The sequence below is a fragment of the Acidimicrobiales bacterium genome (assembly GCA_036378675.1).
GTDB lineage: Bacteria > Actinomycetota > Acidimicrobiia > Acidimicrobiales > Palsa-688 > DASUWA01.
Genome location: DASUWA010000069.1, coordinates 1 through 11,734 on the forward strand (window position 1 = coordinate 1; position 11,734 = coordinate 11,734).

Annotated in this window: 14 protein-coding genes; 6 read left to right on the forward strand and 8 right to left on the reverse strand. The window is 64.0% G+C overall.

Annotation, left to right across the window (positions count from 1 at the left end; genetic code table 11):
- Positions 1-407: 407 nt before the first annotated feature.
- Positions 408-986 (reverse strand): ATP-binding protein, encoded by a 579-nt coding sequence (locus VFZ97_19930; GenBank protein HEX6395709.1) that lies wholly within the window; start codon positions 984-986, stop codon positions 408-410.
- A 138-nt stretch (positions 987-1,124) separates the two neighbouring features.
- Positions 1,125-1,598: an SRPBCC family protein gene (locus VFZ97_19935; GenBank protein ID HEX6395710.1), complete on the reverse strand. Its 474-nt coding sequence runs from the start codon at positions 1,596-1,598 to the stop codon at positions 1,125-1,127.
- Between the two features lie 336 nt (positions 1,599-1,934).
- Between VFZ97_19935 and VFZ97_19940 the strand changes: the two genes are divergently transcribed.
- Entirely contained in the window at positions 1,935-2,240 is a 306-nt protein-coding gene (locus tag VFZ97_19940; GenBank protein ID HEX6395711.1) for an STAS domain-containing protein, read from the forward strand.
- Positions 2,241-2,353: 113 nt separating this feature from the next.
- On the opposite strand, the gene VFZ97_19945 is transcribed toward VFZ97_19940, so the two are convergent.
- From VFZ97_19945 to VFZ97_19970, 6 genes are all read right to left on the reverse strand, one after another.
- Entirely contained in the window at positions 2,354-2,599 is a 246-nt protein-coding gene (locus tag VFZ97_19945) for a hypothetical protein (protein ID HEX6395712.1), read from the reverse strand.
- A 275-nt stretch (positions 2,600-2,874) separates the two neighbouring features.
- A complete protein-coding gene (locus VFZ97_19950) occupies positions 2,875-3,516 on the reverse strand; it encodes a hypothetical protein (protein HEX6395713.1) in 642 nt (213 codons plus the stop codon).
- 194 nt (positions 3,517-3,710) lie between these two features.
- Positions 3,711-4,568 (reverse strand): alpha/beta hydrolase-fold protein, encoded by an 858-nt coding sequence (locus VFZ97_19955; GenBank protein HEX6395714.1) that lies wholly within the window; start codon positions 4,566-4,568, stop codon positions 3,711-3,713.
- Between the two features lie 87 nt (positions 4,569-4,655).
- Positions 4,656-5,132: an SRPBCC family protein gene (locus VFZ97_19960; GenBank protein HEX6395715.1), complete on the reverse strand. Its 477-nt coding sequence runs from the start codon at positions 5,130-5,132 to the stop codon at positions 4,656-4,658.
- Positions 5,129-5,902, reverse strand: a complete 774-nt coding sequence (locus VFZ97_19965) for an enoyl-CoA hydratase-related protein (protein HEX6395716.1) — start codon at positions 5,900-5,902, stop codon at positions 5,129-5,131. Before VFZ97_19965 ends, VFZ97_19960 begins: the two co-directional genes overlap by 4 nt.
- Before the next feature lie 53 nt (positions 5,903-5,955).
- Positions 5,956-6,645 (reverse strand): TetR/AcrR family transcriptional regulator, encoded by a 690-nt coding sequence (locus tag VFZ97_19970; GenBank protein HEX6395717.1) that lies wholly within the window; start codon positions 6,643-6,645, stop codon positions 5,956-5,958.
- 36 nt (positions 6,646-6,681) lie between these two features.
- Here VFZ97_19970 and VFZ97_19975 point away from each other — a divergent pair, with 36 nt between their 5' ends.
- From VFZ97_19975 to VFZ97_19995, 5 genes are all read left to right on the forward strand, one after another.
- A complete protein-coding gene (locus tag VFZ97_19975) occupies positions 6,682-7,317 on the forward strand; it encodes a nitroreductase/quinone reductase family protein (GenBank protein HEX6395718.1) in 636 nt (211 codons plus the stop codon).
- Positions 7,318-7,422: 105 nt separating this feature from the next.
- Complete coding sequence (locus VFZ97_19980) at positions 7,423-9,666, forward strand: DUF6351 family protein (protein ID HEX6395719.1); 2,244 nt, start codon at positions 7,423-7,425, stop codon at positions 9,664-9,666.
- Positions 9,667-9,729: 63 nt separating this feature from the next.
- A complete protein-coding gene (locus tag VFZ97_19985) occupies positions 9,730-11,169 on the forward strand; it encodes an MFS transporter (GenBank protein ID HEX6395720.1) in 1,440 nt (479 codons plus the stop codon).
- A complete protein-coding gene (locus VFZ97_19990) occupies positions 11,166-11,483 on the forward strand; it encodes a hypothetical protein (GenBank protein HEX6395721.1) in 318 nt (105 codons plus the stop codon). Before VFZ97_19985 ends, VFZ97_19990 begins: the two co-directional genes overlap by 4 nt.
- Positions 11,480-11,734 (forward strand): hypothetical protein (locus tag VFZ97_19995; GenBank protein HEX6395722.1); only part of this gene is annotated, 255 nt, incomplete at its 3' end. The genes VFZ97_19990 and VFZ97_19995, both read left to right, overlap by 4 nt.

Here is an 11,734-nt window from a genome sequence, read left to right on the forward strand (position 1 = left end):
GAAGCGACTGCTTCGGGTCACACCGAGAGTTTGGCGCAACTCTCGGTCCATGCACGACGACGAGCCAAGGGCGCGGGATGGCAGACCGCGCCAAAGCTCTCGCTTGTCCGGTCCCATTGGTCCCTAAACGATCAATGCCGAGTCGTTCGGTCTTCGAACCTCAATCGAACGCGTGCCAGTGGCGCCTTGTCACGCTCTGTGTCGCTCAGGCCCTCGTACCAGGCTTCCCCGATCGTCCCAAGCCGCAAGACCCGACCCGGGCCCGGCCCATCGACCGGTGCCCCATCGGGCGTTGAGCTCGTTCGACCACCTTGCCATTTGATTCCAGCATCTCAATCTCGCGCCCCAGGCGGCCAGGGCGAGCCTGAATATGCCAACACGGAGTTGACGGAATGGCGATTCGGCGTTCAGTCGAGCACGGGTTGTACGGATCCGTAGCCTGGCAGCGACGTTGGCCACCACTGAGCTACCCAGGCTTCCCAAGAGTCGAAGCCCACAGGTGGGGGGTCGATGTCGCCGGTCTCAAGTTCGGTCGCGTCCGGTGGCTGAAAGGTCTGTCTCCACCGATCGAGGTCGGCCTTGGTCATCTCGAACCTGGATGTGGTGTGGGTGACGGAGTGAGCCTGAACACGGCGCCACTGCTCCTCCTCGTCCACTGGAAGGTAAACCAGCTCGCTGGTGGCTCCAACCGAGGCTGCCAGCGCTCTAAGCGCGGACCTCTCGTCCCTGCCCCACACGCCGAAGTCGAGCACGACGTTGACACCAATCCGGAGCGCACGCATAGCCAGCCAGATCAAGCGACCCTCCAAGACGTTTCGCTTGCCCTCGGGCTGCTCTTGTCCGAATAGCGGGATCATCCACTCGTCGGGGGTCAACCGGAGGGCGCGCCATGCGGATGCAAGCTCGCGTGCCCGGCGCGTCTTACCCGCTGCGGGAAGGCCAACCATTACGAACATCCTGGGCACGCCGCTCTGACCCTCCAGCATGCTCGGACCGTAGCGGCCCTCGCCCCGTCGGCGCCCGCACTTAACGTCGGCTCATCGGGTTTACGTCCGGCAGCCCGACGGTCCCGATGATGGGGGAATGAAAGAGCGCCGGGCCGGGGGCAGGGATGGCCCGCCCGCTCAGCTCCCTGAGAGCACCTGCTCGATTCGCTCCAGGGTGGCGGCCATGCTTTCCGCTGTCTTCTTCGCCGCCGGTCGCACCATGGGCCGGGTCAGGACGGATTCCTGCCTGATGTCCCAGCTTTCGGTGACCTTCGTTCCGCCTTCGACCGCTTCGAGTTCGTAGCGCCAGATTCGGCCACCGACCATGCGGCCGAGGCGGGTCGGTCCGGTCGTCTGCCAGGCGATCAGGCGGGGCTCGTCGAACTCGATGACCTTGCTTTCCATTGCGTAGGGGACGCCCATTTTCATTGACATACCGAACCGGCTGCCGGGCCCGAGCCTTTGCCCAATACCCCGGCCGCGGGGGTCGCGCACCGTCCCGGAGCCGTCGATCTCCCGGTGGCGGGCGGGGTCGGCCAGCAGATCGAAGATCGCTTGGGGCGAAGCCGGAATGACCCGGTCGACGCTCACGACGTCAAGGCTGTCGGCCATGGGCGGTGACATTAACGCGCTGGCCGATGAGATCGCCCAGACACCGTTCGTACGGAGGGCGCCACTTACCCGTCGCCTGCGGGCCTCGGCATCGGGTTCGACGACCCAGGTGAGCACGCGGTCTTCGGTGGATCCGCTCGGTGACGGTAGACGGACGATGGTGGCTATCTGTCCGCTTTGAGCGTTTCCTGATCAATTGTCTGGGTGGGCCCGAAGGCTGGCAAGCGCTGACCTCCCTTCGCCCGGATGGTCATAGTCTGGTAACCGCTACACGCCGACAGTCCACGAAGCGGCGATCGGCTGGGGCACTTGGCAGTGGGGGGTGGTAGCCGGATGATGGCCCCTCTGGAGATAACCATTGCCAGATCGAAGGATTCGGTCGAACTAACGATAGGGGGAGACCTTGACCTGAGGACGGTTGAACGTTTCAAGCGGGTCCTAAGAGACGCCGTCTACGAAGCACACCAGACCGTGAACCTGGACCTGTCACAACTGACATTCATATGTTCGGTGGGCATTGGTTCGCTGGTGAGTGCACGCCAACTTGCGGTTGAGGAGGGCGTCACCCTACGCATCGTGAAGGCGTCCGACCAGGTAGAGCTCGTCCTCGATCTGATGGCGATGGGCGACTACTTCTTCTAGTTGCGGGTCGGCCGCATCGCGACCGTGCGTGACCGACGATCGACGACAGTACGGTAAAAAAAATCATTCCGTCCGCCGAGGGATTAGTCCTTTTGTCGCACTCATCGGGGGGCTCAGATTTCTTGGCCGAGTTCGGCGAGCGCTCGGCTAATGGAATCCCGCAGTCGACGCGCACCATCAGGAGAGAGATGCGCGATCTCGCCGTAGCCGGCGCGCCCGACCGCTTCCAGCGTCACCTCGACCCGCAGATCGCCGCAACCTTCGCAGTCGTCGAGCACCGCGACCGTCCAGGCCGTCGGGATCTTGTCCTCATCGTCTTTGGGATGGTCATCAATGCCCTGCTCGATCAGCTTCTTCACCGCCACATTCTGGACGCTCCAGGTACAACTCGCATGCCCACACGGAGCACCATGGTGTCCGCGTTGCCAGATGTCTGGATTGGGGTAAAGCCCAGCGAGACGTAGAGGTCGCGGGCGTAGTTGTCGACCTAGCCATAGCCGTGTTGGTCCGCAGAAAAGTACCGCCACCACCGTGGCCGCCGCTCGGCGAAGTCGCACGCTGTTGCCAGTCTCGCCCGCGGGCGCGCCTGGACCCGCTATCTCGCAAGGAGCCAGGCGCGCCGGACAGGTCGGTTTTAGATCACTCGGCGAAGGATCCGCTGTGTCGTCGCTCCCTCGACGAACGCAGCCGAAGCTTCCTTATCGATGTAGTCCACGAACGATGGGTCTCCGTTGATCTGCTCCTCCGCCTGTTGCATCTGGGAGATGCTTGCCGACCCTGTAAGCCAGGCGACTCCTCCGTAGTTGCCCGTCGAGTCCATCGCGAAGATGGTCAGGTCGCCTGTGATCCGCTCGACACGCTGAGCGATCTCGACCCCGGCAGCAATACCACGAGCGAAATTGCCGTTGGCGATAGTCGCATAAACGCACGTCACGTATTCCGGCTGAGTGGGATTGGCCGGTGGCTCTGCGGGATGGACGATGGTCCGTAGCCTGTCCGACAGTGATCCCGGCAGAGTGTAAGCCTGACCCGCCTCGGCCAGCTCGTTATAACGAGGGTCGGGAGTGAGTTTGTCGAAAGCGGCCTCGAGAGTGGCAAGGTCTGGGACGATCGTGGACCACGCCAACGTGCCAGGAGCTGCCGAAAACACCTCCGTGAACAGCGAAACCGACAAGCCGGTCACACTCTTTACGTGCTCGGTGATCTCGGTCGCCCAATTCATGGCAGACACGGCTTGTGAACCCGTCAGGCGGGCTAGCCGGCTGAATTGATACATATTGCTCCCCCTTCCTGAGGCCGCGCGTCTACGACCTCGGGGGGAGTCTCGATCGCCCTGCAAAGCGTGTCAAGAGAGTTGAACCGAACCGACATGGTTTCAGCTCCGCCATTCACGGGAGGCGGTCTGAGCACTAAGACCACGAAGAAGGATCAGCGCCGAACATCAGCGCACTTGATTGCTTAGCGGGACCGCTAGGTCAGGCTTGGCTGGAGGGCGCGTAGCTGAGAGGGAGCAATGCTTCGCCAGTATGAGGGGTCGTGATAGCCAGGTCCGAACAAGGCGGTGTGGGGATAGTTCATCTCGGCGACCAAATGGCGGGTGGCGCCGTAGAAAGGGTCACCACTTCCGCAAGCGACCGCGATGGTATGCCCAGCGAGCCTCTCAACTCCGCTGAACACGTCGTTGGCGTAAAAATCCGAGGAGCTGTCAAATGCTCCCGGAGCGGTATCACTCGGGCTGAGCCATAACGCCGGACTGGTAGGAGCCACCGCAACGAAAGCGTCGCGGTCCCGCTCGGCCGCCAACAGAGCACCGTATCCACCCATCGACCAGCCCATCACCGCTTGGGGTAGGGGTCCGACCATCTGCCGGATGATCGGCACGAATTCCTCTAGCAGCATCGAGAGCGCGTCGGTTCCGTCGGCTCTCTTGTGCCAGTAGCTGTGGTCGTTTCCGTCTACAGCGGCGACGGCCACCCGCAGGCCTATCGAGGCGGCAACGTCAGGGAGGTGAATCGTGTCGAACGCGAAGCGGTGATCGGCGCCGCGCCCGTGCAGGCAGAAAATGATCCCCGTCGGCGGCTCGCTTCCGGGCGGATGCGACATGGTCCAGCCAACCGGATTGCGCATGAACCGACTGGTCAAGGAGCCGGTGTGCTCAGTGGTGCCGAAACTGGGGACGCGCTTGTCGGGGCTGGAGCTGAGTCCGAGATGATGAAGCCCGCGCTGGAACTCCGAATGATCCACCAGGTCGAACAGGCCGGCGGCCGAAACCGCGGTCGCCGCGACCGCGCCACCAGCAGTCAGGAACCGGCGACGGGTCATGCGCATCCCGAGACGATAAGCCGTTTGTTCTCTGATAGACGAGATCAGCTCCCGGGCTGAGGCTCAATCGATGGGGTCGCGGGAGGGGACTCGTCATGCGATAACCAGTTCGGCGAGGTGGGCGAGCGAGTTGCCCAGATGTTCCGGAGGGAACGGCGGGAATCCGATGTGCTCTCGGATGGGGTCCGGGACTGCTGACCAGTCGTAGGTCAGAGTGACAGTGGTGTTCGAGGGCCCATCTGGCGTCAGGTCGTAGCGCCAGACCCAGCCCCCGAAGCCGACGGTGCCGTCGCCGGCGTCGTAGCCGGGCTCCCAGGAGATCGTGGTCGGCGGGTCGAACACTTGCACCCGGTTGAACATCTGGTAGTTACCGTCCGGGTGGTTCGGGTGGTACATCGACATCCGGAATATCTGGCCCGCGGCGGTCAACGGCTCGCTATCGAGGGTTTCGCAAACCCAGCCGGTCCCATCGATCGCAGCGTGCTTTGCCGGGTCGGCGAGGACTGCGAAGATGGCCTCCGCCGGGGCGGTGACGACCGTGGCCGCGCTGACACTGTCCTCGGCAGTCATGTCCCGGTCCACTGCGGCTGCCGGCCCTCCGACATCGCCCGCGCGCCTTCTGCGGCGTCATTCGTCGTGGCGGCAACCTTGCGCATCGTCTCCCCGAAGCGGATCGCTTCGAGGTTCGGCAACGTGCGGGAGCGCATGGCGACCTCCTTCACGGCTCGGGCCGCGAGAGGAGCGGCCGAAACCAAACGTTTCGCCAGTGACCGCGCCTCGTTCATAAGTTCGTCGTGGGGGACGACCCATCCCGCGAGCCCGATCTGGTGTGCTCGTTCGGCAGAGATCGGCTCTCCGGTCAGCAGGATCTCCATCGCGTACTGCCAGTTGATCTTCTGAGGTAGTCGCACCGCGCCGACGATGGTCGGCACCCCGAGGCGTACCTCGGGGAACCCGAATTGCGCCCTCTCGCTGGCGATCACGAAGTCACACCAGGTGACCAGCGTCAAGCCGTAGCCCAGGCAGTAACCATTCACGGCGGCGATGACTGGCTTGTAGATCTCCCAGCCGCTCTCGAACGAGTTCAGGGTGGGCTTCTCCCAGAACGTCCCAGCGAACTCGCCGGTAGCGCCGGCACCTTCTTTCATGTCCGCCCCGGCGCAGAACGCCCGTCCAGCACCGGTGACGATCGCAACCCACGCGTCGTTCTCGTCGCGAAATCGAGCGAACGCTTCGTTGAGGTCTCGGCGCATCTCGGCGTTGATGGCATTGAGCGCTTCAGGCCGGTTATACGTGATCGTGGCGACATGGCCATCAAGCTCATAGGTGGCAAGGCTCATGCCAACAGCATGCCCAATCCGAGCCACGCCGTTACCAACGTCAAGCTGCACAGTCATCTTCGGGATTGGGATTGTTTCGGGGCTGGCCGAGTTGAAGTCCCCACCCTGGTAGGCCTTTTACTGTGCTTTCTTCGCAGGGCAGCGGCAGTGGTGACACACAGGTCCGCCCATGTTGCCAGGAATCGCTCATCGTCAAGTCCTGCCGGAGTTGCGCCGAACGTCCAAGTCGAACGTCGGTAGTTGACCAATGACCCGAGCAGGACTGCCGAGAGCGCTTGGAGGTCTAGTTGGTCAGCGGCGCTTCCAAGCCATCGGCGGGCGAGCTCCGAGGTAAGTTCGTAGCCGGGGTCAATTAGGACTTGGCGGAATCGGTCGCGCAGATCTGTTAGCCGATCCCCGTCTTGTTCGAGGATGCGGACGATGGCCCGCTCACGGTCGAGCTCCGCCAACAGCCATTGACCCATGATGAGGGCTTCTTGCCTCTGGTCTTTCACCGGCAGCTGGTCAAGCCCCGCGGTGGTCTCGCCCAGATATTGCATGTGTTGTTCGAGGGCTGCCTCCAGCAGGGCTTCTTTGCTCTGGAAGTGTCGGTAAAGCGCTCCCCGGCGAGGCTCGAGACCGGCGGCAGCCTCGACATCTCCGACCGTGGTTTCGCGAAAACCCTTCTCAGCGAACAGTCGCACCCCCTCCTGCAGAAGACGCTGTTTGGTGGGTTGACGAAGGCCGACCCGATCTGTAATCATGCGATTACTATAATCAGCCGATTACAGGAGCTGGGGATGATGCCCTACTTTCAGCTGGCCATTCGGACGGCATCCCACGAACGCCGCTCGCCCCGACCGTCGCCAAAACTCCTGGTCGCATCGCTGCTAGTGGCCAGCCCCGGCTGGGCGACCTGGGCTTTACAAGGTCGCCGGAATATCGCCTTCCCTCTTTGCACATCCGGGGTCCTTGCGATCAACGTTGCCGCCACCCGGTTCGTCCCGACCGTGAAACTCGAGGTGATTCGCTTCCTTCAGCGATATCTGATCAATCCAGCCGTCCGGGTTCTGCTGGCCATCGACATCCTTCCTCTGGGCATCGCTCTGCTCGAAACAACTGGACGCTGTTCGGGCAAACCGAGACGAAACCCCGTAGGCGAAGGACGAATCGGGGAAACGTTCTGGATCGTCGCCGAACACGGCCGTTCCGCCAACTACGTCCGCAATCTCGAGGCCAACCCCAGTGTCCGAGTCAAGATCCGACGAGGGCTGCGAACCAACTGGCGCTCAGGTGTGGCTCAAGTCCTTGACGATGACGACCCTTACATACGACAACGCCAACTTTGCCGCTGGCACCCGCTCCGGGCCATCAACGCCGCCACGGTCCGCCTCATGGGCACCGACCTCATCACAATACGAATCGACCTGGCCTGAGCCCTCACCCAGCGGGTCGATCAGGTCGGCTCGGGGCCGACGGTGGTACCGTTCGACTGTCGGGTGGGATCCGCTGGGGGCTCACCGCGCAAAGAAGGCTCGAATATGAGACGGAAGAAGCTGCTCGCGGGGCTCGGTGCTCCCGCGTTTGCGCTGCTGCTACTTAGCGGGATCATCAACGCTGTTTCGGCCGGGACGCCGATGTCGATCACAGTGCTTTCCGGACGTGCGGACCTGGTCAGCGGGGGTTCGGCCCTGATCCGGGTCAACCTTGCGAACCCGGCCGACGCATCGAACGTGAAGGTCGTGGTCGACGGCCACGACGTTTCATCGGACTTCGCGTTGCGAGCCGACGGGGGATTCGAGGGGCTGGTTACCGGCCTTGCGCTTGGGTCGAACCTCCTTCAGGCGAATCTGCCAGACGGCAGCGGAGCTCGGATCACGCTCGTCAACCACCCCAGCGGTGGGCCGGTCTTCTCCGGCCCGCAACTGCAGCCATGGACCTGTCAGGCAGGAGCGGCGGACAGCCAGTGTGATCAGGCGCCCACCTACCACTTCGTCTACATGTCCACGAACTCGACAAAGTCGGGCTTCCAGCCCTATGACGTCGCTCACCCCCCGTCGGACGTCGCCGTCACGACGACCGACCAGGGGATCAAGGTCCCTTACATAGTCCGGGTCGAGACCGGCTACATGGATCGCGACCAGTACCAGGTCGCCGGGCTGTTCCAACCCGGCCAGCCGTGGACGCCGTTCAGCCCGCAACGGCAGTGGAACCACAAGCTGCTCATCCTGCACGGTGCGAGCTGCGGCGCGTCGTATACGACCGGCGGTGCGCCGGACGTCACCGGCGACATTGCGCCGAGCGCTCTCGGTCTGGGCTTTCTCACCATGTCGACGGCTCTGGACAACTCGGGCCACTTCTGCAACGTGGCCGTCCAGGCCGAATCGTTGGTGATGGCGAAGGAGCACATCGTCAAGTCCTACGGGACGGTGCGCTACACGATCGGCCACGGATGTTCAGGGGGGTCGCTGGCCCAGCAATGGATCGCCAACGCCTACCCCGGCGTCTACCAAGGCATCCTGCCGACCTGCTCGTTCCCCGACGCCATGTCGTCGGCGACGCAGGTCGCCGACTACGCGCTGCTGGAGCGGTACTTCCTGACTCCCTCCTCGTGGGGAGCCGGGGTGGTGTGGTCACCCACGCAATGGGCGTCGGTCGAGGGCAACGCGTTGCCAGTGGACGCGGCGGTGAGCGTCGGTTGCACCAACACCAACCCTCCTTATACGCCGCAGAGCTGCCCAACGGGCTACTTCTACGCGGCGGTGCCCTATTTTCCCTGCCCCGGCGTCAGCAGCCAGCAGCTGTACAACGCGCAGACCAACCCAGGTGGGGTTCGATGCTCGATCATCGATCTGAACAGGAACCTGCTCGGGCTGCGCGCCTCGGAGGTGTGGTCGCCGGCCGAGAAGAAGATCGGGCACGGCTTCGCAGGGCTGCCCATCGACAACATCGGTGTCCAGTACGGCCTGGGCGCGCTTCGCGAAGGCAAGATCACGCCCGCCCAGTTCGTTGATCTCAACGCGCACGTTGGTGGGGCCGACGTCGACATCAACCCGACACCCAACCGGCTGGTCGCCGACGAACCTGCGCTTGGGAACGCGTACCGCACCGGGTTGATCAACGAGACCAACAATCTCAACCAGACCGCGATCATCGACTGCCGCGGCCCTGATCCCGGCGCCGCGCACGACGCTTACCGCGCGTTCGCGGTCCGAGCCAGGCTCGATAGGGAGCATGGCACCCACGCCAACCAGCTGATCTGGGAAGGCCCCGAGCCGATCCTCGCCGACAGCTCGTGCGGCGTGAACAGCTTCCTGGCGATGGACCGCTGGCTGACCGCCGTCGAAGCCGACCACTCAAGTCTCGACTTCACCGCGAAGATCGTTCGTGACAAGCCGGTTGGCCTGACCGACCGCTGCTACGACGGTCTCGGAACAATGCTTTCGGCCGGGCTGTGCCCCCAGCCGGTCGTGCCCGTGTACGGCACGGCCCGCATGGTCGCTGGCGATCAGATCACCACCGACGCCAACAAGTGCCAGCTCCAGCCACTCAGCCGTTCCTCCTATACCTACGCGGTCGGCGGCGCCAGCGTTCCGGTGCCGTTCACGGACGCCGAATGGGCGGAGCTCCAGCGCGCGTTCCCCGACGGGGTGTGCGACTTCTCCAAGCCGGGCGTCGACCAGAAACCGACCGTTCCCTGGCTGATCTACCAGGATGCGAGCGGCAACGTCATCTACGGAGGACAGCCGTTGGGGCCGCCTCCGGTATCAACGCCTATTCCATAGCAAGCGCTCAACTTTTTCCGCCGAACGCGATGAATTCCGCCGAGTCGGCGGATCAGTACCAGCATGACCAGCACCATGAGCGCCAGCCGCTCGTCCTTCAGGTGGGTCGTTGCTCTGACCGGCATCGGGTCGATGATGGCGGCGCTCGACACCGTCGTCGTGTCGACCGCTCTGACGACAATCCACCGCCACTTGCACGCGTCCGTCGGAGAGCTCGAGTGGACGGTGAATGCCTACAACTTGAGCTTTGCCGTGCTGATGATCACCGCTGCTGCGCTGGGCGACAGGTTCGGTCGCCGGACTCTCTACGCCGGCGGGCTGGCGCTGTTCGCAGTGGCGTCGGGAGCATGCGCGCTGGCTCCGAACGCGGGCTCGCTGATCGCCGCCCGTGCTGTCCAGGGGGCCGCAGCAGCGGCGATCGTGCCTGTCGGGCTGACGTTGCTGAGCTCTGCGTTTCCGCCCGAGAAACGAGGAGCGGCCATCGGCATGTTCAGCGCGGTTATCGGCATATCGGTGGCACTGGGACCGCTACTCGGTGGTGCCGTGACCCACGGCCTGTCGTGGCAGTGGATCTTCTGGTTGAACGTACCGATCGGACTCATCGCCGCGCCGTTGGCGCTGACCCGGTTGTCGGAGAGCTTCGGTCCCAACGTCTCGCTCGACATCCCCGGCTTGTCGCTGGTGACGGGCGCGGCCCTGGGTGTCACGTGGGGACTGGTGCGCGGCAACAGCGCAGGCTGGAGCTCGACTGAGGTCGTCGGCACCTTGGCGGCCGGCTGCGCGCTCGCAGCGGCGTTCGTGATATTCGAGCTGCAGGCGCGTCATCCGATGGTGCCGATGTCTTTATTCCGGTCGCGAGCGTTCTCTGCCGGCAACGTGGCGATCTTCTGTACGTTCGCATCGCTGTACTCCGCTGTCTACTTCTTCCCCCAGTTTCTACAGAACGGGCTGGGATACGACCCGCTCGCCGCCGGCGTCCGCCTGATTCCGTGGACAGTCACGTTCATCACCGTGGCACCGATAGCCGGCATGCTGGCGGACCGGATAGGGGAGCGCCCCTTGATGACGACCGGCCTGCTTCTTCAAGGAGCCGGGGTGGCGTGGGTGGCGGCGATCGCCAAGCCGGGCGCGGCCTACACATCACTTCTTGCGCCTTTGATCCTCGGCGGGATCGGGATCTCGATGGCGATACCCGCGGCTCAGAACTCGGTCGTGGGATCTGTCGCCGACGACGACATCGGCAAGGCTTCGGGCGTCAACACCATGATGCGCGAGCTGGGGGGAGTGTTCGGAATCGCCGTCGCCGTTGCAGTGTTCGCCGGAATGGGCCACTACGGAACCCGGCTCGGCTTCACCGACGGCTTCAGCCCCGCGGTCGCCGCAGGTGCCGCCTTCGCCATCGTCGGCGCGGCCGCGGCAACCGTGCTACCTGGCAGGCGCCGGGCCCCGGTCCCTGCAGTCGAGATCGAGTCGTTGATCCTGGAAGGAGAAGGAGTCCGATGAATCCGACGACCATGACCATGGTTACGTACACCGTGAAAGCGGACCGCGTCCCGGAGAACGAAGAGCTCATCGCCGCGGTGTACAAGGAGCTGCATGAAGTTCGGCCGGCCGGGTTGCGCTACGCGACGTTCCGAGTGGATAGAGGGGCTCGATTCGTGCACATGGCAATGGTCGAACCGGGTGTGGAACCTCACCCCCTCACAAGCCAGGCCTCGTTCCAGGCATTCTCCTCGAACATCGCGGAGAGGTGCGAGGAACCGCCGGTGGCTGTGCAACTTGACGAGGTCGGCTCCTACGGATTCTTCCCCCGATGAACGCCGGCGGGGTAATCCATCTGGAGCTCCACACCCGTGATCGCGAGGCCGCGGTGGGATTCTTGTCAGCGCTTCTTGGTTGGCGGGCCGAGCAGGTAGGTCCCTACACGACGCTCTCGGTCGGTGACCGGGTGGGCGGCGGCATCGTCGAGTGCGGCCTCCGGCCTGCGCAATGGGTCCCATACGCGGTCGTGGAGGACGTCGGCGCGGCAACGAGGCGGGCTGGGCGGCTCGGGGCGTCGGTACTCCTC

What these genes read in the sequence shown, in the direction of transcription:
- VFZ97_19930 (HEX6395709.1), bottom strand. Translation starts at nt 986, where the DNA reads ATGCTGGAGGGTCAGAGCGGCGTGCCCAGGATGTTCGTAATGGTTGGC.
- VFZ97_19935 (HEX6395710.1), bottom strand. Translation starts at nt 1,598, where the DNA reads ATGGCCGACAGCCTTGACGTCGTGAGCGTCGACCGGGTCATTCCGGCT.
- VFZ97_19940 (HEX6395711.1), top strand. Translation starts at nt 1,935, where the DNA reads ATGGCCCCTCTGGAGATAACCATTGCCAGATCGAAGGATTCGGTCGAA.
- VFZ97_19950 (HEX6395713.1), bottom strand. Translation starts at nt 3,516, where the DNA reads ATGTATCAATTCAGCCGGCTAGCCCGCCTGACGGGTTCACAAGCCGTG.
- VFZ97_19955 (HEX6395714.1), bottom strand. Translation starts at nt 4,568, where the DNA reads ATGCGCATGACCCGTCGCCGGTTCCTGACTGCTGGTGGCGCGGTCGCG.
- VFZ97_19960 (HEX6395715.1), bottom strand. Translation starts at nt 5,132, where the DNA reads ATGACTGCCGAGGACAGTGTCAGCGCGGCCACGGTCGTCACCGCCCCG.
- VFZ97_19965 (HEX6395716.1), bottom strand. Translation starts at nt 5,902, where the DNA reads ATGAGCCTTGCCACCTATGAGCTTGATGGCCATGTCGCCACGATCACG.
- VFZ97_19970 (HEX6395717.1), bottom strand. Translation starts at nt 6,645, where the DNA reads ATGATTACAGATCGGGTCGGCCTTCGTCAACCCACCAAACAGCGTCTT.
- VFZ97_19975 (HEX6395718.1), top strand. Translation starts at nt 6,682, where the DNA reads ATGATGCCCTACTTTCAGCTGGCCATTCGGACGGCATCCCACGAACGC.
- VFZ97_19980 (HEX6395719.1), top strand. Translation starts at nt 7,423, where the DNA reads ATGAGACGGAAGAAGCTGCTCGCGGGGCTCGGTGCTCCCGCGTTTGCG.
- VFZ97_19985 (HEX6395720.1), top strand. Translation starts at nt 9,730, where the DNA reads ATGACCAGCACCATGAGCGCCAGCCGCTCGTCCTTCAGGTGGGTCGTT.
- VFZ97_19990 (HEX6395721.1), top strand. Translation starts at nt 11,166, where the DNA reads ATGAATCCGACGACCATGACCATGGTTACGTACACCGTGAAAGCGGAC.